This window comes from Listeria tempestatis (genome assembly GCF_963575625.1).
In the GTDB taxonomy this organism is placed as follows: Bacteria; Bacillota; Bacilli; order Lactobacillales; family Listeriaceae; genus Listeria; species Listeria tempestatis.
In genome coordinates this window covers 123,406-147,144 of record NZ_CAUYTK010000003.1, presented here as the reverse complement: position 1 = coordinate 147,144, position 23,739 = coordinate 123,406, and the positions used below count along the sequence as shown (strand labels likewise).

At 38.3% G+C, this 23,739-nt stretch carries 22 protein-coding genes and 1 tRNA gene; 17 read left to right on the top strand and 6 right to left on the bottom strand.

The annotated features are described in order from the left end of the window. The first annotated feature begins 5 nt into the window (after window positions 1-5). The 7 genes from R8923_RS05600 to R8923_RS05570 all read left to right on the top strand — a co-directional run bounded on the left by R8923_RS05600 (window position 6) and on the right by R8923_RS05570 (window position 6,564). The gene (locus tag R8923_RS05600; RefSeq protein ID WP_485871779.1) at window positions 6-845 is read left to right on the top strand and encodes a TIGR03943 family putative permease subunit; all 840 of its coding nucleotides are present in this window, start codon (window positions 6-8) and stop codon (window positions 843-845) included. A 90-nt stretch (window positions 846-935) separates the two neighbouring features. Further along, window positions 936-1,856 (top strand): type I pantothenate kinase, encoded by a 921-nt coding sequence (gene coaA, locus R8923_RS05595; RefSeq protein ID WP_485871778.1) that lies wholly within the window; start codon window positions 936-938, stop codon window positions 1,854-1,856. 102 nt (window positions 1,857-1,958) lie between these two features. Continuing rightward, window positions 1,959-2,681 carry an ABC transporter ATP-binding protein gene (locus R8923_RS05590; protein ID WP_485871777.1) on the top strand — a complete coding sequence of 241 codons (723 nt, stop codon included), beginning with the start codon at window positions 1,959-1,961 and terminating at the stop codon, window positions 2,679-2,681. Next, on the top strand, window positions 2,678-3,805 hold the full coding sequence (locus R8923_RS05585) for an ABC transporter permease (RefSeq protein WP_485871776.1): 1,128 nt from the start codon (window positions 2,678-2,680) through the stop codon (window positions 3,803-3,805). The genes R8923_RS05590 and R8923_RS05585 overlap by 4 nt, the downstream gene beginning before the upstream one ends. Window positions 3,806-3,880: 75 nt before the next feature. Next, window positions 3,881-4,477 (top strand): TetR/AcrR family transcriptional regulator, encoded by a 597-nt coding sequence (locus R8923_RS05580; RefSeq protein WP_485871968.1) that lies wholly within the window; start codon window positions 3,881-3,883, stop codon window positions 4,475-4,477. Window positions 4,478-4,698: 221 nt separating this feature from the next. Continuing rightward, window positions 4,699-5,109, top strand: coding sequence for a MarR family winged helix-turn-helix transcriptional regulator (locus R8923_RS05575; protein ID WP_485871967.1), 411 nt, complete (start codon window positions 4,699-4,701; stop codon window positions 5,107-5,109). Window positions 5,110-5,190: 81 nt separating this feature from the next. Continuing rightward, window positions 5,191-6,564, top strand: coding sequence for an MATE family efflux transporter (locus tag R8923_RS05570; protein WP_485871775.1), 1,374 nt, complete (start codon window positions 5,191-5,193; stop codon window positions 6,562-6,564). 113 nt (window positions 6,565-6,677) lie between these two features. Here the strand turns inward: R8923_RS05570 and kdpDN are convergent, their stop codons facing one another. The 4 genes from kdpDN to ltaS all read right to left on the bottom strand — a co-directional run bounded on the left by kdpDN (window position 6,678) and on the right by ltaS (window position 12,202). Beyond that, a complete protein-coding gene (gene kdpDN / locus R8923_RS05565; protein WP_485871774.1) occupies window positions 6,678-7,826 on the bottom strand; it encodes a KdpD-like non-kinase potassium sensor in 1,149 nt (382 codons plus the stop codon). Window positions 7,827-7,950: 124 nt separating this feature from the next. Further along, window positions 7,951-8,700 carry an SDR family NAD(P)-dependent oxidoreductase gene (locus R8923_RS05560; protein ID WP_485871773.1) on the bottom strand — a complete coding sequence of 250 codons (750 nt, stop codon included), beginning with the start codon at window positions 8,698-8,700 and terminating at the stop codon, window positions 7,951-7,953. A 102-nt stretch (window positions 8,701-8,802) separates the two neighbouring features. Next, the gene (locus R8923_RS05555; protein WP_485871772.1) at window positions 8,803-10,044 is read right to left on the bottom strand and encodes a dicarboxylate/amino acid:cation symporter; all 1,242 of its coding nucleotides are present in this window, start codon (window positions 10,042-10,044) and stop codon (window positions 8,803-8,805) included. A gap of 184 nt (window positions 10,045-10,228) precedes the next feature. Further along, window positions 10,229-12,202 carry a lipoteichoic acid synthase gene (ltaS, locus tag R8923_RS05550; protein WP_485871771.1) on the bottom strand — a complete coding sequence of 658 codons (1,974 nt, stop codon included), beginning with the start codon at window positions 12,200-12,202 and terminating at the stop codon, window positions 10,229-10,231. Between the two features lie 211 nt (window positions 12,203-12,413). Between ltaS and R8923_RS05545 the strand changes: the two genes are divergently transcribed. The 8 genes from R8923_RS05545 (at window position 12,414) to R8923_RS05510 (ending at window position 19,202) form a co-directional block, all read left to right on the top strand. Beyond that, window positions 12,414-13,028 (top strand): DNA-3-methyladenine glycosylase, encoded by a 615-nt coding sequence (locus R8923_RS05545; RefSeq protein ID WP_485871770.1) that lies wholly within the window; start codon window positions 12,414-12,416, stop codon window positions 13,026-13,028. A gap of 59 nt (window positions 13,029-13,087) precedes the next feature. After that, window positions 13,088-13,750, top strand: coding sequence for a class A sortase (locus R8923_RS05540; RefSeq protein ID WP_485871769.1), 663 nt, complete (start codon window positions 13,088-13,090; stop codon window positions 13,748-13,750). 110 nt (window positions 13,751-13,860) lie between these two features. After that, window positions 13,861-14,592 carry an MBL fold metallo-hydrolase gene (locus R8923_RS05535; RefSeq protein ID WP_485871768.1) on the top strand — a complete coding sequence of 244 codons (732 nt, stop codon included), beginning with the start codon at window positions 13,861-13,863 and terminating at the stop codon, window positions 14,590-14,592. Between the two features lie 14 nt (window positions 14,593-14,606). Further along, a complete protein-coding gene (gene lplA / locus R8923_RS05530) occupies window positions 14,607-15,602 on the top strand; it encodes a lipoate--protein ligase (protein ID WP_485871767.1) in 996 nt (331 codons plus the stop codon). Between the two features lie 214 nt (window positions 15,603-15,816). Next, a complete protein-coding gene (locus tag R8923_RS05525) occupies window positions 15,817-16,203 on the top strand; it encodes a hypothetical protein (protein ID WP_485871766.1) in 387 nt (128 codons plus the stop codon). A gap of 160 nt (window positions 16,204-16,363) precedes the next feature. Further along, window positions 16,364-16,798, top strand: a complete 435-nt coding sequence (locus R8923_RS05520) for a LytTR family DNA-binding domain-containing protein (RefSeq protein WP_485871765.1) — start codon at window positions 16,364-16,366, stop codon at window positions 16,796-16,798. Further along, window positions 16,795-17,244: a hypothetical protein gene (locus tag R8923_RS05515; protein WP_485871764.1), complete on the top strand. Its 450-nt coding sequence runs from the start codon at window positions 16,795-16,797 to the stop codon at window positions 17,242-17,244. The genes R8923_RS05520 and R8923_RS05515 overlap by 4 nt, the downstream gene beginning before the upstream one ends. A gap of 254 nt (window positions 17,245-17,498) precedes the next feature. Beyond that, the gene (locus R8923_RS05510) at window positions 17,499-19,202 is read left to right on the top strand and encodes a carboxylesterase family protein (RefSeq protein ID WP_485871763.1); all 1,704 of its coding nucleotides are present in this window, start codon (window positions 17,499-17,501) and stop codon (window positions 19,200-19,202) included. Between the two features lie 35 nt (window positions 19,203-19,237). Here R8923_RS05510 and R8923_RS05505 read toward each other — a convergent pair whose 3' ends face one another. Together R8923_RS05505 and R8923_RS05500 are read right to left on the bottom strand one after the other, a co-directional pair. Further along, complete coding sequence (locus R8923_RS05505; protein ID WP_485871762.1) at window positions 19,238-20,212, bottom strand: glycosyltransferase family 2 protein; 975 nt, start codon at window positions 20,210-20,212, stop codon at window positions 19,238-19,240. 19 nt (window positions 20,213-20,231) lie between these two features. Next, complete coding sequence (locus R8923_RS05500) at window positions 20,232-22,226, bottom strand: glycosyltransferase family 39 protein (protein ID WP_485871761.1); 1,995 nt, start codon at window positions 22,224-22,226, stop codon at window positions 20,232-20,234. A 217-nt stretch (window positions 22,227-22,443) separates the two neighbouring features. Here R8923_RS05500 and R8923_RS05495 point away from each other — a divergent pair. Together R8923_RS05495 and queG are read left to right on the top strand one after the other, a co-directional pair. Continuing rightward, window positions 22,444-22,514 (top strand) — tRNA-Gly (locus tag R8923_RS05495). Between the two features lie 84 nt (window positions 22,515-22,598). Then, a complete protein-coding gene (gene queG / locus R8923_RS05490; RefSeq protein ID WP_485871760.1) occupies window positions 22,599-23,735 on the top strand; it encodes a tRNA epoxyqueuosine(34) reductase QueG in 1,137 nt (378 codons plus the stop codon). The last annotated feature ends 4 nt before the right edge of the window (window positions 23,736-23,739 follow it).

Here is a 23,739-nt window from a genome sequence, read left to right as displayed (position 1 = left end):
GTTCGATGTTACGCGCATTTATATTATTCGGTTTTGGTTTTTACATGATGTTTCTGCACATTTCTGGCGATATTAGTAAATATATTAATATGAAGTACTCCTACCTCTCTTTTTCCGCCATGATTGCGTCCTTTTTACTCGCCACAATTCAGCTTATTATGGTATTTCGCGACGAAGACGAAGGTAGCCACAATCATTTAGGGCACACACATGAAGGCGAAAACACACTTTGGAAAAAAATCTTTGTTTATAGTTTGCTGATTTATCCGCTAATGGTAGGCTTTCTCTTTCCTGTTGCCACGCTTGATTCAACGATTGTTTCCGCGAAAGGTTTTCACTTTCCGAAAAATAATGCAGCGGGTGACGACCCGTATGCCGCAAACCAATTTTTACGACCTGATACAAGCGGCTATTTTGGAAAAACCGATTATGAAAAAATGATGGAAAAAGAAAAGGCAGCGATAGTCAATCAAAATCCAATCCAAGTGACAGACGAAAACTATTTAATGACAATGGAAATTTTATATAACTATCCAGGTGAGTTTACGGGGAAGAAAATTGAATTCACTGGTTTTGTTTATAATGACCCTGTTACAAAATCGGACAATGTTTTCCTATTCCGTTTTGGGATTATTCATTGTGTGGCAGATTCTGGTGTTTTTGGGATGCTTGCGAAAATGCCTCAGGGAACAGAAGAATTACCGAATGATACTTGGGTAAGGGTGTCTGGTGAAATTACGCAGGATTATTATGCGCCGTTTAAAATGAATATTCCAGCACTTGAGGTGGATCGCTATACGAAAATTGATAAGCCAAAAGATGTATACGTCTACCGAAAATATTAATTATTGGTTGCGGATTTAACATGATTGGGGTATGCTTATTTTTGTGAACTGTTTACGTTTTCACGAATCGATAAAAGGATGGACTTAACAATGAATGATTATCGTCACTACTATCATTTTCCGCGTGCTGATTGGCAGGAGCTTGAAGTAAGTAAAGATCAAATTTTAACTTCAGATGAACTAGAGGAAATCCGTGGTTTGAATGACCGAATTTCTCTTCTAGATATATCGGAAATTTATTTGCCGCTTATAAAACTGATTGCAATTCAGTACCACGAAGCGATTTTTATTCACGGTGAAAAAATGGAATACTTAAAAAAGAAAGAGGAACGACCTCCTTTCATTATTGCGCTTGCTGGATCGGTTGCAGTTGGTAAAAGTACAACAGCACGTGTGCTGAAGCTTATGCTTGATCGCTGGTTTTCAAAAACGCGTGAAGTGGAGCTTGTGACGACAGATGGCTTTTTGTTTCCAAATGCAGAGCTTGAGCGACGTGGCATTATGAATAAGAAGGGGTTCCCTGAAAGTTATGATAAAAATCGTTTTATTGATTTTTTGATGGATTTGAAAACAAACAAAAAGAATGTTGAAGTGCCACTTTATTCGCACTTGACCTATGATGTTTTGGAAGATACGCGTACTTTGCGAAATCCAGATATTGTCATTGTCGAAGGGATTAATGTGTTGCAAACGGATGCGACTTCAACCTTTTTTCCGCGTGATTTTTTTGATTTCGCTATCTACATGGATGCTGCGGAAGAAAGTATTAAACGCTGGTATTTAGAGCGCTTTTTCATGCTTCGTGAAACAGCATTTCAAGATACGAGCTCTTATTTTCATCAGTACACCAAAATTAGTGAGCAAGTTGCGGAAAACTATGCACTAGAAATTTGGGACACGATAAATGGCTTGAACTTAAAAGAAAATATCGAAAAAACAAAGTACCGTGCTGATTTGATTTTGCATAAAGGGGATAATCACCTAATTTCAGATGTGTACTTACGCAAATAACCGCTTAGAAATTCTAGGCGGTTATTCCTTTACATTCAAACAAAAAAGATGTATATTGTAAGTGAGTAATCACTCATTAAAATGTAAAGTGGGGAATGTGATATGGAAGCGGTTATTGCAACGGAAAATTTGAATATCCAGTTTCATAATAAACAGATTTTATTTGATGTGACGATGAACGTAAGTAAGGGCGAAATTTATGGTCTAATTGGCCCCTCAGGTGCTGGTAAAACGACGCTTGTAAAAGCTATTGTTGGAATGGAACGTGCAAATAGCGGGGAAGTGCACGTATTGCATGCAAAAATGCCAACACTTAGCGTTATGAATCAAATTGGCTATATGGCACAATCAGACGCTTTATATGTTGATTTAACGGCAAGGGAAAACTTAGATTTTTTCGCATCGCTTTATTTGCTTAAAGGGGCAGTAAAACGTGAAAGGATTGCATATGCGGCTAAGCTTGTGAACTTGACCGATGATTTAAACAAAAAAGTAAGTGCGTTCTCTGGTGGAATGAAGCGCCGGCTTTCGCTTGCAATTGCGGTGCTTGCTGATCCTGATGTGTTGATTTTAGATGAACCTACTGTTGGAATTGATCCAGAACTTCGGAAATCGATTTGGGACGAGCTAAATGAGCTGAAAAATGCTGGGAAGTGCATTCTTGTCACGACACATGTGATGGATGAAGCGGAGAAATGTGACCGCCTTGCGATGGTACGGGCTGGACGAATTATAGCAGAAGGCACACCAGAGGAGCTTGCAAGCAAGACGGAAAGTGGCAAGTTGGAAGATGCATTCTTAAAATTTGGGAGGGTGACAAAATGAGAGTTTTAGCGATTGTAAAACGAATTGCCAACCAATTTAAACGTGATAAACGCACGCTTGCACTCATGTTTATTGCACCTCTTCTCCTTATTACGCTTCTCAATTTCTTATTTGATAGCGACTCTGTGGAACCTAAAATTGGTGTTCACGGTATGACAGAAAATATAGTGACTCAACTGGAAAAAAATGATTTGGATGTAAAAAAATATGCCAATAATGCGAGTCCTAAGGAAAAAATTGAACAAGATGATTTAGATGCCTTCATCGATTTGTCAGGCAATAAATTGACTATCACTTATGAAAATAGTGATCCTACAAAAAGTAAACAAATTGCGATGAAAATGCAAGGGGCCCTATTAAAAGAACAAGAAACAGCCATGAAAGATGCTGCTAAACAAATTGAAAATATTTCCAAACAACTGCAAGCAAGTGGCGTAGACATTGAAGGAAATTTCATTACGATGCCAACAAATGGTGCGGATATTCAAGTAACAGCGCATTATGTGTACGGAGATAAGGATACAACGTTTTTTGATACAATTGGTCCCATTTTCATTGGCTTCTTTGTATTTTTCTTCGTCTTCTTAATTGCTGGTATTTCATTTCTACGTGAACGCACAACTGGCACACTTGAACGTCTTATGGCCACACCAATTAAACGTTTTGAAATTGAACTTGGGTATATGATTGGCTTTGGGATTTTTGCACTTCTTCAATCCGTCTTAGTAGCTGTTTATTCTGTTCAAGTACTCGATATGATTCAAAATGGCTCCATTTGGTATGTTTTACTTATCACTTTAACACTTGCCATGGCGTCACTTGCACTTGGCATGTTACTTTCAACTTTTGCGAATAATGAATTTCAGATTATCCAATTTATTCCGATTGTGATTGTGCCGCAAATCCTTTTCTGTGGAATTTTCCCGCTTGAAGGAATGGCTGACTGGTTGCAATGGATTGCACACATTATGCCAATGTATTACGGTGCACAGGCGTTACAAAGCATTATGATTAAAGGGGAAGGTTTCAGTAGTTTTGCTGGTGATTTCTACATCCTCCTTCTATTCGTAGCAGCATTTTTAATTCTTAACATCTTTGCACTAAAGAAATACCGAAAAGTATAGGAGTGAATAAATTTGGAGAAACAACCAATTGATCTTTTACGCCAGATTTTGGATGTCACCGAAAAAGATAAGCGAATGAGCGAGAAGCAAAAAAATATTGTCAAAGCCGCAATTGAGCTTTTTGCCGAAAAAGGGTTTTCTGCAACAAGTACGAGTGAAATCGCAAAACGCGCTGGGGTCGCAGAAGGCACGATTTTCCGGCACTATAAAACAAAAAAAGATTTGCTAATGGCGATTACAATGCCAACTTTAATTGAAGGTGTCGTCCCGTTTTTAGCGCAAGATTTTGCCGAAGAAGTGTTCCAAAAAGAGTATGCCGATTTTGAAACTTTCCTAAAAGCTATTATCAAAAACCGTTTTGAGTTTGCAAAAGATAACGGAAAAGTAATCAAAATTTATTTTATGGAGCTCATGTACCATGATGAGTTGCGGACACAGTTTTCTGAGATTTTCATGACACATGTAAAAGAGCATTTTGATGCACTTATTGACTTCTATAAGGAAAAAGGAGAACTTGCTGACATGCCAAACAGCACCATCATGCGTGCGCTTATCACAAATATTGTCGGATTTATCCTCACTCGCTTCATCGTTATGCCAGATGCTACTTGGGACGATGAAGCCGAAATTAATTTCACCGTTCGCTATATGATGCAAGGACTTGTCAAGTAACCCCATTTGTACTACATGATATCTGAAAGTTTATTGGAAAGCGAAACTCATTCAAGCAAAATGAGTTTCGTTTTTTAATATATAATTCCTATTTTATTATTAGAAACCTAATTGTTAGAAATGGAATTTTATAGTTGACATTCTCGTTTTAAGCGTGTATATTTATCTCGAACAGTTAGACATCTAATTATTTAGTTGAGGAGGAATTTTTTTTGGATCAAATGGTTGTTTCAAATTTATTGCGCTCAATCATGCATAAATCCCGTGAATCGATGGAACAGCGCGTTAAAGAAATGGGCGTTAGTTCACAGCAAGGTCGAATGATTTCTTATATCGCGCAAAATGAAGAGAAAGGATTAATCCAAAAAGATTTGGCAGAAGTATTTCAACGTCGCGGTGCAAGTATCACGAGCATGTTGCAAGGGTTAGAGAAGAAAGGCTATATTGAACGACGTATCCCTATAGACAATGAGCGGCAAAAAAATATTTATGCTCTTCCTAAAGGTAAGTCCTTGGTGGCTGAAACGAATGCAGCCTTTTATGAGGCGGAGAAAGAACTAATCCATGCTCTAAGTGAAGAAGAAGTTCAGCAACTGACAGCACTTTTAAGAAAAATTGACCGTAGCCTTTAATTAACAAGCAGTCAGTCCCTGCTTGCAACTTGATAGTTAGAAAACTAACAATTATAAATCTAACGAAAAGAAGGAATTATCATGGAAGAATTTGAAGTCAATGAATCAAATATTTACTATTTAAAGGAAAGTCCGATTCGTAAGTCTATCGCTCACTTATCAATTCCAATGATGGTGGGAATTTCAGCAACAACGCTTTACAATTTGATTAATGCTTACTTTATTGGTTTGCTACGTGATACAAATATGATGTCCGCAGTTACTTTAGCGTTACCAATTACAATCATCTTGATGGCTGTTGGAAATATGTTTGGAGTTGGTGGAGGAAGCTTTATTTCACGTTTGTTAGGGAGTGGTGATAAGGAAACAGGTCGGAAAGTGGCCGGGTATTCTTTTTACATGAGCATTATAGTTGGCTTGATTATCGGAATTATTGCGATTATTTTTATGAATCCATTTGTCCATTTACTTGGTGCAGACGGTCAAACACTACTTTATACAAAACAATATGCAACAATCCTATTTGCAGGCAGTTTTGCTTTTATTTTAAATTTCGCTTTGGAACAATTGGTACGTTCAGAAGGAGCGTCAAAAGAATCCATGTATGGCATGTTCATTAGTGTTGCTGTCAATATTGTTTTAGATGCGTTATTGATTTTAGTCTTTAATCTTCATATGATTGGAGCAGGCATCTCGGTAGTTGTTGCCAATCTTGCCTCAACCATTTATTATGTTTGGTTCTTAGAAAACAAAAGTGAGTCTTTAAAAGGCTTCTTAAAACATTTGAAACTTTCAGTTAAAAATCAATTAGAAGTCTACAAAATTGGTGTTTCGGAGTTGTTTAAATCCGCCTTTATGATTGTTACGACTTTATTGTTGAACAATTTTTCCGTTGAATATGGGGATAATGTTGTTGCTAGCTTTGGCATAGCCGTTCGAATCACCCAATTACCTGAATTTTTGACAATGGGCCTATTCTTAGGCGTAATGCCTTTATTTGCCTACGCCTTCTCCGCAAAGAATACAAAGCGGTTAAAAGAAGCGTTGAAGGAAGTTTCTTTATGGATTGGAGGGATTTCCATCCTCTTTGCTTTTGTAGTTTACTTATTCCGCATACCTATATTAAGTATATTCACCAGTGATCCACTTGTCATACAAGTTGGTTTGACCGTTTTGGCAGCACAATTAATTTCTTCAGTATTTAACGGTTTTTCTGGTTTATTTACTGGAATTTTCCAAGCATCTGGCTGTGGTATTCAAACTGGCGTCATGTCAACAATTCAAGGAACTTTTTTTATCCCAGTCGTTTTACTACTCCACTATTTTTACGGACTAGATGGATTGATTTGGTCAATGACAGTGACGGAAGGAATTGCTTTTATAGCTGGCGTTATTATGCTAGTGCCTTACTTGAATAGACTAAGCAAAAATGAATTGCCAGCCTTGCAACAATAAGAATGCAAAAATAATTGACTCTTACGTGAATACGCACCATATGATTCGCTAAAAAAAAGGAAACACGGCAAACTCATGTTAGGCGAGTCTGCCGTGAATTTGCCTTTTCTTGATCAATTTTTTCGTGAATTTGCCACAATATGAATATCTACACCATCAGTTTTGCGCATGATGGAATTGACTATGGAACCTTTTGTGACTTCTTCCACCCTTGTTTTAATAGATTGACCTAGTATAATTTGCGTAATGTTATTTTTGTTTGCCACATCTGTAATCACTTGCGCAATTTTACGCTCTTTAATGGGTTCCACCAAGAAATGGGCGTTAAATTGTTTCGCTAAATTTTGCCACATAACGTACTCTTGTTGAATTTTTTCAGGGAGCTCATCAAGCTCTTTTGAAATGGCAGCTAAAATATATAGCTCACTCCGTAAACGGTCTGCAATGCGGAAGCCACGGCGAATCAATTTTTCAGCGTTGGCATCATTTTTAATACAGACAAGAATCTTTTCGTTCATCATCGCTGCCCGGAGGCGTGCCGCTTTTTTATCCGTTTTATCGTCCACATCATCGGCCACTTCTCGAAGCGCGATTTCGCGAAGGGCAGACAAGTTTTTCGTTGTGAAGAAATTTTCAAGGGATTGCTCAATCTTTTCAGGCGCATAAATTTTGCCTTCTTTCAGCCGCTTTTGCAAAGTTTCCGCTGTCACATCAATTAAAATCACTTCATCAGCTACTTCTAATAAAAAGTCTGGAATTCGTTCGCGTACAACGACCCCAGTAATATCTTGGACAACATCACGTAAGCTTTCCAAATGCTGAATGTTGACGGCTGAAATCACATTAATTCGGTGCTCTAATATTTTTTGAATGTCCTGATAACGCTTTTCGTTCGTTGAGCCAGGAATATTCGAGTGCGCCAGCTCATCAATGATGACGACCTCCGGATTTCGAGCAATAATCGCCTCAACATCTAAATCAAAATACGTATTATTTTTATATGGAATTTCTTTTAAAGGAAGTTGTTCGAGCCCATCAATTAATGCGGCAGTTTCTTTCCGGCCGTGTGTTTCCACAAGTCCAATAACCACATCAATACCTTCTTTTTCCAGTTCATGCGCTTCCGTTAACATTCGGTACGTTTTCCCGACACCAGGCGCCGATCCAATATAAATTTTCAACTTACCACGCTTTAATTTTTCAATCTGTGCTAGCAACTCTTCCGGACTTTTACGATGGAAGGAAAGATTTTTGTTGCTCACTAGACGCACCTCCATTAACTTTAAGCTGTTTACAAATATTCATTTTAGCACAAACTCTTTTAAGAAAGAAGCTCTTTTTAAATAAAAAAAGCTGGCAATTTTGCCAGCTTCCATTCTTCCTACTTTACTGCGCGTAATATCCTCCGTCAACAGGTAATTCAATTCCAGTGACGAAACTAGATTCATCGCTTGCAAGATACAGAACACCGTATGCAATATCGCGTGATTGACCGAGACGAGGAAGTGGTGTGAGTGATTCAAACCAGCCTTTAGTCGCTTCATCTTCAAATAGTTTTTTCGTCATCGGTGTTTCAATATAGCCAGGATGCACTGAATTACAACGAATATTTTGTTTGGCATAATCAACGGCTACAGCTTTTGTAAGCAATCTAACAGCACCTTTTGATGCTGTATAAGCACTCGCTCCTGAACCACCTGTCAAACCAGCGATGGAAGAAATGTTAATAATAGAGCCACCACCCTGATTTTCCATAAGAGGAATAACATGGCGCATACCTAAAAATGTCCCTTTTAAGTTAACATCGATAACTTTATCCCACTGCGGGATGCTTGTATTAACCAAGTTTAATTCCGTACTTATGCCAGCATTATTCACTAAAATATCAACACGTCCGAATTTATCTAAAGCAAGTTGAATTACTCTTTCCCAGTCCTCATCAAGTGCAACATTATGTTTTAAAACTTCGCATTTTGGCTGTATAGCTTTTAATTCTTCGCCAGTTTTGTTTAAAACTTCTTCTTGCATATCTGTCGCTATTACGAAAGCCCCTTCTTTCGCAAACAGCAGGGCTTCTTCTTTCCCTTGTCCACCAGCGGCACCTGTAATGATTGCAACTTTGTCTTTTAATCTCACTTTAAATCCCTCCTAATTTGATAACGCTTACAATATTATTATAGAACGAAAAAAAGAGCAGTTCCAGAAAACTGCTCAAAAAATAGTACTTAAATTTTAGTATCAAAAACTAACTTTACGTTTTAGCCAATTCTTTCCTTCTACAAAACGCGATACGAGCATGGCGCATACTGTATTACCAGTTGAATTGAGCAATGTTGCAGGAATGTCAATGATTGTACTAATAATCATGATGGTTGCGACAAGTTCAGGTGAAAACCCAAAAATGGAGATGATTAAAAGTTCGCCAGTCATTCCGCCACTTGGAATGGCACCCATGACAGCACCAACTAAAAAGGCTACAGCGAGGATTGCTAAAATACTTGAAACACTCGTCATATCTTTTCCAAACAGGGTGAAGAGAAACACAATTTTCATGATACCGCCCATAACAGAACCATCTTTATGGGTGTTTGCCCCGAGTGGAATGACCGTTTCAGCAATGTCATCTGGAACACCCATTTTTTTAGTCGCAACAAGATTAACAGGAATACAGGCAGCACTTGAAGATGTTGCGATTGCCGTAATGGCTGGCGTTGTGACATGTTTCCAGAAAACTTTTACGCCAGTTTTCCCAGAAGAAATAAAAGCATACAGTGTGTTCATGCCGAAGAAGTAGATTACGGCTAGGACGAGATAGAGGAAGAAGATACCAAGATAGCCGTTAATAATTTGTGGACCTAATGCGCCAACAGTAACAGCAAAATAACAGCCAAGACCAACTGGTGCACCGTACATAATAAACTGTACGACCTTTAGAATAACTTCGGTTGCTGAATTTAAGAGTGCAGCAACGGGCTGTCCTTTCTCCCCGGACATGGAAGTAGCAAGGCCAAATAGAACCGAGAAGATGATAAGTGGGAGCAAATTGGACTTTGTAAATAGTTCAAGGAAATCAGGAACAGTGAAAGTTGTAACCAAAATTTCCGCAAGTCCTTTTCCTTCCTCAGTAGGGGCTTTTGGCAAATTTGCTGTTATTGCCGACAAATCCACATTATGTAATGGGTTATAAATTGAAATCCCAATAAATGCAATAATTCCAGCAATAGCGGCTGTTGTAAAAAACACTGCGAATATCGTACCGATAATTTTTCCAAGACGTGCCATTTGCTTCATATTTGCGATAGCTGATGAGACGCTAAGAAAAACAAGCGGAACAATGACAACAAACATCAAGTTTAAAAAGATATCTCCAATCGGCTTTACAACTGCCGTTTTATCTCCAAAAATAATCCCAAAAAGTCCGCCTAAAACAATCCCAAGTAAAAGACATAGGGTAAAAGCATAATTTCGTAAAAGTTTCATTCCAAATCTCCCTTTCTAGTAAGTACTTTAATAGAATAGCAAAGATAGTAGGGGAATGGAAGGAAAATTTATGTAAGGTTTGCTAAATAAAATAGGTGAAATACTTTGGTTATGCATTTGTTTAACAGGTATTTTGCTTTACTAATAAAATGAAAACCACCTTCTTTAAAAGGTGGTTTTCATTTTATTTCGTTGTTTCAGACGTTTCGTCGCTGTCTTGTTTCTTTTTATTATAGTTGTATTTTGATGGGTCAACTTTTTTGAAGCCTTCTGGTGTATAGAACCTTAGCAAATCGCCTTGTAAAACAGAATCGGAAAGCTGTAGTTCTTTAGAAACGGTTTCTTTCGTTGCTTCCATTTCTTTTGTTTCTGTTTCAATTGGTTCACCAGTTGCTTGGTTATAATATTTTCCACCAATTAAAGAGTAGGTTGGGCTAATAAAATCACCATTTCTAAATGGTACGAGTTCTTTATGATCTTTCGAAAGAAGGTCTGTTCCCATTTGTAGGTAATTTTTTGTATCAATCCCTAATAAGTGAAGCATCGTAGGGAGTACATCAATTTCACCACCGTACTGTGTTTGAATGCCACCTTTTACGCCAGGAACGTGAACCATAAACGGCACGCGCTGAGCTTGGGCATTTTCATAAGCGTTGTAATCTTTTCCTAAAATTTGAGTCATGGCAGAAGCATGGTTGTCAGAAATTCCATAATGGTCACCGTACATTACAATGACAGAATTATCGTATAGCCCTGTTTCTTTTAGGTATGTGACAAATGATTTCACCGATTCGTCTAAGTAGCGAGCTGTTTGGAAGTAAGTATCAACCGATGAATCCCCCGTTGTAGCAGGTGCAATACTTGCCTCATCTTCATTAATTGGATAAGGGAAGTGATTTGTTAAAGTAATAAATTTCGCATAAAACGGTTGTTTAAGCGTCTCGATATATGGCTCTGACTCTTTAAAGAATGGTTTATCTTTCAACCCGTAGTTCGAAACATCATTTTCGTTCATATCATAGTAACTTGCATCAAAGAAATGATTGTAACCAAAGTGCTTGTAAACTTCATCGCGATTCCAGAAGCTCTTATAATTTCCGTGGAATACAGCTGAATCATAACCATAGTTTGCTAAAATCCCTGGAGCAGATTGGAACGTATTTGAACCTTTTGTTGTAAAGGCGGACCCTTGAGATAAGCCGTAAAGGGAATTCTCAAGCATCATTTCGGCGTCAGCCGTTTTACCTTGCCCCGTTTGATGGAAGAAATTTGTAAAGCTAAGTGTGTTTTCATCCTTAAAGAAGGAGTTAATAAACGGCGTTACTTCTTCACCATTTAATTTGTAGTTGATTAGAAATTGTTGGAAACTTTCTAAATGGATGTAAATAACATTCTTACCTTTTGCTTTCCCAAAATATTCCATGTTTGGTGCCGCATATTTTGATTTCGTATAATTAAGTACTTCATTGACATCACTTGAATCAGCAAGCGCTTTTTGCGTTTGAGATTCAGTGCTTTTCACAGCGTCGTAGATTTGGTAATTGGTCATTCCTAGGTATTTCACAATATAATTACGGTCAAATGTTCTTGTTAAAAGCTGCGGGCGATCAATTTCGGCTAAACCAAGATTGGCGAAGAACATCGCAACACCAAGCGTTAGAACACCGACTACTTTTCGCGCACGAATTCGCGCTTCTTTATTTGGACGTACGATACCAAAAACAAGCAAAGCAATTAAAAAGAGCACATCGACGAAGAATAAAATATCCGTCCAATTTATTAAGGCGAGAATACTTCCCCCCATGTCACCCATATTTTGCATTTGCTTCGGATTTAAATTTGGAAGCGTAATAAAGTCCGAGAAGAAACGGTAGTACACCATGTTTGCAAAAAGAATAAAAGTTAAAAGGAAATCGATTACGATAATCCAAATAAAAGAACGTCTACCTTTTGCAAATAGTGCGAGCCCCATAAAGAACACAGCCGTACTAAGCGGATTAATAATTAATAAGAATTGTTGCATTGCATTTTCAATACCAAGGTTAAATTGCGTTTCATAGGCAATGACTGATTTTAGCCAAAACAGAACGACGGCTAGAATAAAAAATCCATAATTTTTACTTAGAAAAGTAAGGATTTTTCCTTTCCCATCCTTCATAGTACACCTCTCCTACACTCTATTTACTATCTAGCATTTTTTAGATTTTGATGAAAAAAAGCAGGGTTTCGCATATAAAATACAAAGCCTGCACCAACATAATCTTAACATAATTTTAACAAAAGGGAAAACATAACACATGGGTCTTGAGATGGATGACTGGAAAAAAGTATTCCGCATCAGTTATTATAGAGGAAAAAGAGGGAAATCATTGAAACTAGCAGAAAATTTTTTTGAAAGAAAGACTACAATTGAAGTGGCGCGGGACTTATTAGGGACCAAACTCGTACATGATACGTGTGGCGTGAAGTATGAAAGCTTAATCGTTGAAACCGAAGCTTATTTAGGCGAAACCGACCAGGCGGCTCATAGCTATCAGAAACGGCGCACAAATCGCACGGAAGTCATGTTTCGGCGAGCGGGTGCGATTTACACGTATCAAATGCATCGCCAAGTTTTACTAAATTTCATTACGATGGAAGCGGGTATCCCAGAAGCTGTATTAATTCGCGCTGTTGCGCCGCTTAGTCCTCTAGCTGAAATGGAACTAAATCGCGGTGGTAAAGTAGGTTTTGATCTTTCGAACGGACCTGGCAAATTGACACAGGCGATGGCTTTTTCGATGCAGGACTATGGTAAAACGCTTTTTGACAGTAATATCTGGCTTGAAGAAGGTAAAGAGCCGGTTCAAATTGTTGCGACCGAAAGAATTGGCCTCCCTAATAAAAAGTTGGCGAAGCATTTTCCCCTAAGATTTATTGTGGGTGGAAATCCATATGTTTCGGGAAAAGTTAAAGAAATCTCAAAAAATAACGGTTTTCATTGAATTTTAATTTGATGTGACGCAGGGGCTGCTATATAATAGAAAAGCAAAGGAGGAAGATTATGGCAAAGAAAATTATAGCGATTATCATTTTAGTTGTCGGTCTATTACTTATTTTTTCCCCGTTTATAAAAAGTGGTATTGTGAAATATTTAAGTGGGCATGACAACATTACGAATTATTCAGCTCAAACTTTAGACGATAATAATAAAAAAGAGGCTACATTTGATTATGATAGTGTGCAACTTCCTTCGATGAAAAATGTGATTGAAGGCGCGGCGAACTATGATAAAGACGCCGTGATTGGCTCCATTGCCATTCCGTCTGTAGATATTCAACTTATGGTATTAAAAGGTACAAATACTGCTAATTTGCTTGCTGGTGCGACAACGATGCTCCCAGATCAAGAAATGGGTAAGGGCAATTATCCACTTGCAGGTCATCATATGCGTAATGAGTCGATGCTCTTTGGTCCGCTTATGGATGTTAAAGAAGGCGCTAAAGTTTATTTAACAGATTTAAACTCACTTTATGAATATAAAATCACATCAACTAAAATCATTGATGAAACAAATGTTGGTGTACTAGATGATGCAGGTGATAACCGTATTACACTTATCACGTGCGATAAGCCGACTGAAACTACAAAACGTTTTGTCGCAGTTGGCGAACTAACTAACACACAGAAATTAACTCCAGAACTTAAAAGTAAATATTTCGAATGAAAATAAGCCGCAAGTAATTCTTGCGGCTTATTTATATAGAGGCCTATCACTTTGGTTTAAAAACGAAGTGTTGTATCATGGAATTAAGTTGAGGAGAGGGTGAAAAACATATGGAACTTACTGTTTTTGGTCACTGGGGTGGGTATCCGCTTGCAAATGACGGGACAAGTAGTTATTTGCTAACAGAAGGTGACTTTCATCTATTAATTGACGTCGGAGCTAGTGCCGTTTCAATTATGCAAAATTACATGCATCCAAACGATTTGGATGCGGTTATCATTTCACATTATCATCCAGACCATGTTGCAGATGTGGGTATTTTACAACATATTCGTTTACTTTCAAGTTCGGAAGATCGACCACCTGTTTTGCCAATTTATGCGCATAAAGAAGATGCACGAGGTTATTCGTATTTAGATATGAATGGTGTTTCAAAAGCACATGAATACCGGGCAAATGAAGAGCTTACAATTGGACCTTTTCAAATTCGGTTTTTAAAAACCATTCATCCTGTTCCGTGCTATGCGATGCGGATTGAAGCAAATGGTAAGGCGTTAGTTTATACGGCTGACAGCGCGTACCAGGAGGCATTTATTCCATTTACTAAGGGTGCTGATTTGCTTATTACCGATACAAATTTCTTTAAGGATATGGCTGGAAAGTCCAAGGTGCATATGGCGAGCGTTGAAGCGGGGAAAGTTGCGCAAGAAGCGGGCGTTAAAATGTTGCTGTTAAGCCACTTGCCACAAAAAGGAGATTTAGAGCAATTGAAAAATGAAGCGAAATCGATTTTTACCGGTGACACGAAATTAGCTGAAAAAGGTTTGAAAATTCATATATAAAAGGGGTAAGGAACGTGTATTTTATTGATAATAATGATGAAAAAGATCCGCGCATTAATCTTGCGGTTGAAGAGTTCATTTTAACGGAGCTGCATTTAGATGAGCCTGTGTTGCTATTTTATATTAACAAGCCATCTGTGATTATTGGACGAAATCAAAATACAATTGAGGAAATTAACACGGAATATATCGAAAAAGAAGAGGTCATCGTTGTACGACGCTTATCGGGTGGTGGGGCAGTTTATCATGATGAAGGAAATCTAAATTTCAGCTTTATAACAGAAGATGATGGTGACTCTTTCCATAACTTTGCGAAATTTACGCAGCCGATTGTTGAGGCGCTTAAAAAACTTGGCGTAAATGCGGAGCTGAAAGGGCGAAATGACCTGTTGATTGATGGCTTCAAAGTATCTGGGAATGCACAGTTTGCGACAAAAGGAAAAATGTTCTCACACGGGACGCTCATGTACAACTTAAACCTTGATAATGTTGCAGCTTCGCTCAAACCGCGCAAAGATAAGCTGACATCAAAAGGGATTAAATCTGTACGCAGCCGAGTTGCTAATATTGCCGACTTTTTGGATGAAAAGATGACCACAGAGGAGTTTCGCGATTTATTATTACTTTACATTTTTGATGTAGAAAACGTAGCCGATGTAAAAGAATACAAGCTGACAGAAGCCGATTGGACGCGCATTCACGAAATTTCAAAAGAGCGCTACGCCAATTGGGATTGGAACTACGGAAAATCACCTAAATTTGACTTGGAGCGAACAAAACGCTTTCCAGTCGGCTCTGTCGATATTCGTTTGAATGTTAATAAGGGCATCATTTCCGACATCAAAATTTTTGGGGACTTCTTTGGCGTATTAAATGTAGCAGATATTGAAGAGCGTTTAAAAGGAGTCACTTACAAAAAAGAGGCACTTGAAACGGCGCTTGCTGATTTAGACATCCAAAAATATTTTGGTAATATTACGAAAGAAGAATTTTTCGAATTGCTTTATTAACACGTGAGAGGGTAGCATTTTGCCTATCCTCTTTTATTATTTCTAAATAAATAATAAACTGAAAAATTCACATAATAGACACAAAATATTCGTTATATATATGCTATACTTATTGTTAGAAAAAATTTTCAAAATAAAAATGGGCTGAATGATTATCAGGTGGTATTTTTTAACACAGGGTAGGATGAAGCAAAGAAGGGATGCTCTGGAAAGAATGAAAATAACAGTGAAAAGAAATACTGGTTTTATGGGGGGAGCTAGTAAAATTGCCTTGAAAGTGGATCAACAAAAGGTAAAAGCACTAAAAAACAATGAAGAAGTAGAAGTTAATATACAAGGAGAGTCAGCTGAAGTAAATGCCAATCAATGGTTCTTTGGAAGTAAAGGTGTGAAAGTCGCTGCAGGAGATTCTGTAGAAATTCAAACAAATCCGACAGCATTGCTTTTATTTGGAATCTTTGTAGCTCTTTTAATTTTATCAATCTTTTTAAAGGGTATCATCATAGCAGGAGCATTGTTAGTATGTGTCCTTGTCGTTTTATTTTATTCCATCAACAACTATTATATAGTAACGCCTACATCAACACGTAATAAGCAGTAAGTAAAAACTACATAAGGTATGTTTAAAGTGATTTAGGAGTTGTAGAAACTTTTAAATCACTTTTTTATTTAGCGTAACCTGTTTATTCAGCTACGTAAGTTACCTATTAAATATTATGTTTTTTGATTATAATTAGTGTATGAAGTGAGGAGGTAAGAAGATGAAAGTGGATATCCGAGATGGCTTTCCGGTAGTTAAAGCTGAAATATTTTGTCCATTTGAAGATGAAGAAATAAGGAGGGCTAAAAGCTTGCTTAGAAGCATTGGGCAGGAAATTAGTGGGGAACTAGATGGCAAAACCTATCTCCTTGAATTACCAGATGTATTGTATGTTGAATCTGTAGATAGGAAAAGTTTTATTTATACGGCAGATGAAGCATATGAAACCTCTTTGAAATTGTATGAATTTGAGGAAAGGTTTCCTGAAAGTAGCCTTTTCCGCAGTGCCAAATCCCAAATATTAAACATTTCGCATATCTCAGCTCTTCGTCCAGATTTTAATGGTAAGTTAGAAGTTAGTTTAGACAATGGAGAAAAATTAATTGTTTCAAGGCAATATGCTCGGCAATTAAAAGAAAGGATTGGTTTAAAATGAATAAAATAATGGCATATATATTACCAATGAAAAATTTCGCGGCAATGATTTTTGCAGGATTTATCATTCTTTACATGGTGACAGGCGTATTATTTGGGGCTATGTATAACACGGACTTTGATTATAAAATTCCATTTAGCTTTGTGTTACAAGGACTTGTGTTAGCGTTAGTAATCTCGTGCTTGTGGTCCATCTTGTTTCATAATAAGAGGAAAAGTCGGACCTTTATACGACTAATCATTTTTGCAGTTGTTCTTATTGGACTTGTTAAAATTGGCGCACTCACACTACTTTCTTTATCAGCTCAATGGGTAAATTTATGGATTGTTGTTACAGCAATTGTTGCTACTGGATTAATCGTTATAGCTATTTTAGGTGAATTATTTTTCAGAAAAGAAGGGAAACGATATACAGAGAAATTGAAGGAATATCAAGCAAATTTGTAATAAGGGGCGTATGAAATAACTAATTTAAAAAAGTGTGTAAATCACACATGAAATTTAAAAAATATGTCATTTTATAAAATTTTAAGCGCTTTCTCTTGCTTTCACTAAAATACATGTTATATTAAATTTATAAATTTATATATAACCTTTTAGGAATGTAACCTTATGGGCATAACCTGAAACAATGATGCACACCTTTTTTGTGTATTTTTGTTTCAGGTTTTTATTATATATTCAAAAAAAGGAGTGGAACTATGAAAAAGTGGATTATGTTGATTTTAGCGGGCTGTTTAATTGCTTTAGCTGGATGTGGAACGAGTCAATCAGAAGCCCCAGCTGGATTAACGTATAAACAAGGCGTGCTAGAAACCACAAAATACGGGGAAGTAAAGGGGTATACGAGTAAAAATGAAAACGTTTTAATTTGGAAGGGAATTCCTTATGCCAAGGCTCCTGTTGATGAATTACGTTGGAAAAAACCAGAAAACCCCAAAAAATATAAAGGTACATTAGACGCAACAAAGGACAGCGAAATGTTTATTCAATCTTCTCAAGATGGTGTAACAGGAAGCGAATCAAGCTTAAAATTGAATATTTACAGACCTAATACAAAAGAGAAAAATCTACCTGTTATGGTTTACATTCATGGTGGAAACAACCAAGGAGGAAGCGCTACGGAAATTAGTGGCGAAGCTTTTGTAAAGGATTTAAATGCAATTTTTATTTCAGTCGACTATCGTCTTGGGGCTTTAGGATTTAATCCACTGCCAGCTCTAAACACTGGTGATAAGTTAGAGGACTCTGGTAACTATGCGTTACTTGATATGGCTAAATCATTAGATTGGGTGAAGGAAAATATTGCCGCTTTTGGTGGAGATCCAAAAAACATTACATTTTCTGGCTTTTCCGCAGGGGGAAGAGATGTTATGGCTTCGTTAACTTCGCCTGTTTTTGACGGGAAGTATCAAAAAGCGATTGCCTTTAGTGGTGGTATGACGGTAGCAGATCCAGAAGATAGCGTGAAAGTATTTGCAAAAGCAATAGCGCCACTTGTTGTTGAAGATGGTGTCAAAAAGACAACGGACGAAGCTTATACATGGCTACAAGAAGATAATAAAGAAGTGCGAGATTATTTATACGGTTTGTCTGCTGAACGACTAAGCAAGTTGATGGGTAATGCCTCGATTCGTATGAGTGCTTTCCCGCATCTTTATACAGACGGAGCTGTGTTACCTAAAAACGGTTTTAATACGAAAGAATACAATGATGTGCCATTAATGATGTTGTCAGGAACAAGCGAATTTTCCTTTTTCGCAATGGGAGATCCTTATTTTGCTGAAAGCCTAGCAAATGGCGATATTCCAAAAAATCAAGAAAAACTTGCTGAATTTAACTTTGCAAAACAATATGGAAGCGACTTTTATGCTTTGTTTAATACGGAGCTTTCAGCAGAAAAATTAAGTGAACATTATAAAGGCGATATTTACAACACGAAAATGCCTTTTGGGACAAATCTTAAAACGACAACAGATATGAGTCTTGTAGGAGCTTTTCACGGTGTATTTATTCCATTCCTAGATACAAATAATCAAACGTATTTATCTACCATTACAGAATCATATGGATTACCAGGTGCAAAAGAACTACAAGGGGAATTCAGAGCGTATTTGAAAAACTTCTTGCATGAAGGGAATCCAAACGGTGATGATTTGACGAACTGGACTAAATGGAGCAAACAAAATCATGCTAGTTTGATACTAGATGCGGATGACAATCATGCACAAGTTAAAATGGAGAAAGAAACAGATACAAATCAAGCAGTCATTAAACGTATTGAAGCAGATACAAGTATTTCTGAAGCTACGAAAAATGAAATCGTTCATCATGTGTTAAATGGACGCTGGTTTAGTGCTGATCTGGATGCATATTATCATAATCCAAGTTTATGGCCCAATTAAATAAAAGGAATCGCCCGTAAGTTGGGCGGTTCCTTTTATTTAATCTGTTCTTTTAGCGCATATAAATTGTTTGGCTCAAACCCATTGGCCTCGTCAACCACGTAAAGCGGGCGGTGCTTCACTTCTTCATACATGCGGCCAATGTATTCGCCAATCATACCAAGGACGAGGAGGACGATGCCGAAAAAGATAAGCTGAATGATGACAATAGATGCCCATCCAGGCACCGTCATGGTTGTAAAGAGCTTTTGAAAAAGGACAACAATCATGTAGAGAAAGCCACATGTGGCAACCGTTACACCTAAATAAGTTGCGAGTTTTAGAGGCAAATAAGAGAAAGAAGTAATGCCGTCTAGTGAAAGTTTAATCATTTTCTTAAGCGGATACTTCGTTTCGCCGTAAAGCCGCTCGTCTCGTTCATATTCAACCTCCGTTTGCTTAAATCCGAGCCAGCTCACCTGACCCCGGACGAACGGATTTTTCTCCTCCAAATTTCGTAGCGCGCTACACACCTTTGCGTCCATTAGCCGAAAGTCACCAGTATCAACAGGAATGGGTGTATCGGAAAGCCTTTCAAGAACACGATAGAACACTTTGGCACTAAATTTTTTAAAAAAAGATTCACCTTTTCGAACAAGACGTTTCGCATAGACAACTTGGTAGCCCTCACGCCATTTTTCTACCATTTCGGGAATGAGTTCTGGTGGGTCTTGCAAATCGGCATCAATCACAATGACGGAAGCGCCACTTGCATAATCAACACCTGCTGTAATCGCAATTTGATGACCGAAGTTCCTTGAAAAATGGATAGTTCTCACATGTGCATCTGTCTCTTGGAGGGCATCCAAAATGGAACGTGTATTATCTTGGCTTCCGTCATTTATAAAAATCAGCTCGAAATGAGGTGTTAGTTTTCGCATGACGGCTGTTAGTCGTTCGTAACTGCTTAGTAAAACTTCTTCCTCGTTATAGACTGGAATGACTACTGAAAGCTCCATCTGATTTGTCATTTCACATCATCGTCCTTTCCTATTTCAATAAATAAAGCGTCCCATTTCCAGTTCCATTCATGCCTTGAGTTCCGAAATTGCTTGTAGTGGCAGATGAATTGGTATCTGTCTCTGAACTATATTCGCTAGAATCAATTGCAGTGCCGTTCTCTTCTATCCACTTGATGACATCTGAATCGGCTGCCTTACTATTACTTGGAATATAGAAGTATTTTATTTCGCCGTTTTTAATCATCGTTTTAAGTTCGCTTACTGAAAGCGTTGGGTCAGTCCCGTTGAATCCACCCATCGCCATGACGGCTTTTTGTGTTTTAATGATGTAAGGACCTGCTGTTGTCGCATCTGTTGTGCCAAATAAATAAGTTTCACCAGTATTATTTTTCTCTAAATAAGCGATTAGCCCAGTATCGACAGAAGCATCTGCAAAACCGCCGCCACTTGAACTCGCAAGCTGTGGTCCCGCCTCAGGAAGTGAGCTATTGCCACCATAAATAAGAGGTGTTAGTGACCAATAAGTCGGAGCTGCTAGTAAAATCGCTAGTCCGAGCGCTGTGATTTTTGCAGTTAGTCCTTTTGATTCATGACGATATAGCACGAGGAATAGTGAAATCGCCGCTGAAAGAAGTGCAATCCCAATCGCAAATGGTACGGTGTACTGAAAGACAAAGAATGCCTGCAAGAGCCCCGTTAAAGTAATAGCACTTGGGAGTAAAAAGGATTGCCAATTTTTCTTCTCGCGATAAAGTTTGAAAAGAGCGACTAAACCTGCGCCAGCTAGCGCCGCAATTGGTGGGGCAAGCATGATTAGATAATAATGATGGAAGAAGCCAGCTACACTGAAGAAACCAGCAACTGGAATAAGCCAAGCAGTCCAGAAAACCATTTCCTTTTGAGCGTCTGATAAATGGAACCATTTTTCATTTTCACGGCGATACGCAATAAAAATCGCGATTATGCCAAAGAGTGCTAGTGGCAAGAACCAACTAATTTGGTCGCCTAAGGCTGTTTGGAAAAGTCGTAACGGGCCTTTTTCACCCGTACCAAACATACCGCTACTGCCCATCATTTTTGAGCCGCCTTGTCCACCGCTTCCTTGTCCAGAAGGAGGGCTTGGCATGCCAGTTGAACTTCCACCACCAAATGATTGGCTGCCATCATTTTGTCCGCCAGGTGCGCCGCCTTGCATGCCGTAAACACTACTAGACGGGCCACCACCACTAGTACCAGTACCTGTTTCTTGTCCAAGTAAACGTTCCATACCGTTGTAGCCAAAAGCGAGTTCTAGGACGGAGTTTGTCTGGCTACTTCCAATATAAGGACGACTAGACGCGCTTGTTTGATCAACAATGACCGCCCATGAAACGGATACACCAAGCATAAGGACGAGAGATAGCGCCAAATGGACCGCCTTTTTTTTCCAAGAAATGTTTGTCGCAAGTAAATAGAAAACTACGAAAGCGGGAAGAACCATGTACGCCTGTAACATCTTAACGTTAAACCCAACCCCAATCATAACGAAAGCAAGAAGCAACCAACCAAGTTTTCCGCGCTTAACAGCTTTAAAAAGAAAGAGCGTGCCGAGCATTAGGAAGAAAACTAAGATAGCGTCCACGTTATTGGTTCGTGAAACGGCAACGGCAATGGGCGTTAGTGCGAGGATGAGGGCTGAAATACGAGCCGCCCATTTCCCGAACCGCGGGCGAATAAGGAAATATAAAATGATAACAGAACAAACGCCCGCAAGAGCCTGCGGTAAAATGACGCTCCAACCATGAACCCCGAATAGTTTAGCGCTAATTGCCTGAAACCAAAAGGCAACTGGAGGCTTATCTACAGTAATAAAACCTGCTGGATCAAAGGAGGCGTAAAAGAAGTTGTGGAAATTTTGTACCATACTTGTCACGGCTGCGGTATAATAAGGATTAACCGTCGCATCATTCCAAATACCATAAAAATTAACAAAAATAGCAATACAAATAATACCAATTAAATAAAAATCAATTTTTTTCTTCATGAAATCACTTCTCTCTTTTTATGAATAAACTAAGTGTAAAAGCTAAATGTGAATAGGTTATGAATAAATTTAGAAAGAAGTTTAAAATTAAATCTGATGAGCGATATACCCAATTTTTTACAAAAAAAACATAAATTTTTAAAAAAGGTCTTGTCAAAATTAGTAACTGGTGTTATGATATAAAAGTTGTTACAAACAACGTTATAAAGCCAATTATGCGGGTGTAGTTTAGTGGTAAAACCACAGCCTTCCAAGCTGTTGTCGGGAGTTCGATTCTCCTCACCCGCTCTTTACATACTGTTACTAACGCAGTGTTTCGACCTTTTTAAGCGAAGCATTGCGTTTATTTTTTATTTAAAAGGAGGTTTTCGCATGGACACAGCAAAGCTAAAAGCTGAAATAATTCAGTATGCGACCGAAATTGGTGTGCAGAAAATTGGCTTCACGACTGCGGACCCTTTTTTGTTTTTAAAAGAACGTTTAGAAATTGCCGAAAAAGAAGAGGTTTTAACCGGGTTTGAACATCCTATTTTAGACGAAAGAGTGTATCCAGAGCTTATTTTTGAAGAGCCAAAATCGATAATCGCAATTGCGCTTGCCTATCCGTCAAAACTTAAGGAGAGCCCAGTGAGTAAACGCGAGTCGCGGCGCGGTGTTTTTGCACGTGCTTCTTGGGGGACTGATTACCATAAAATTTTGCGCGAAAAGCTAGCACTTATTGAAGCTTTTATTTTAAAACGAGTGCCCGATGCTAAAATGAAGAGTATGGTCGACACGGGTGAACTGTCTGATGTGGCTGTGGCCGAACGTGCAGGTATTGGTGCCCGTGCTAAAAATACGCTATTACTTACAAAAGAATATGGCTCATGGGTGTATTTGGGCGAAATGTTAACAAATATCATTTTTCCACCAGATAAACCTACCGGGGACCTCTGTGGTGACTGTAATAAATGTGTCGAAGCTTGTCCAACTGGCTCACTGCTCGGCGAAGGCGCAATGAATCCTAAAATTTGTTTAAGCTATTTAACGCAAACGAAAGGCTTTTTAGAGGAAAAATATCGCGATATATTGCATAATCGTTTATATGGCTGTGATACGTGCCAAGTCGTCTGTCCGTATAACCGCGGACAAGATTTTCACCTGCATAAAGAAATGGAACCAGATCCAGAACGTGTACGGCCAGAACTTAAGCCGCTATTACACATTTCTAATCGTGAATTTAAGGAGAAGTTTGGGCATATGGCGGGCTCTTGGCGGGGGAAAAAGCCAATTCAGCGCAATGCAATTATTGTCCTAGCACGCTATAAAGATAAGACGGCAATACCTGATTTAATTGGCTGTTTATATGATGACACACGTCCAGTCATTCGTGGCACTGCCGCATGGGCGCTTGCTAGAATTGGTGGTCAAAACGCTGAAAATGCCATTTTAACGGCAGAAAAAGTAGAAACAAATGAAGAGGTTTTAACAGAAATTAAACAAGCAAAAAAAATTTTAGGGGTAAGGTGAGTAA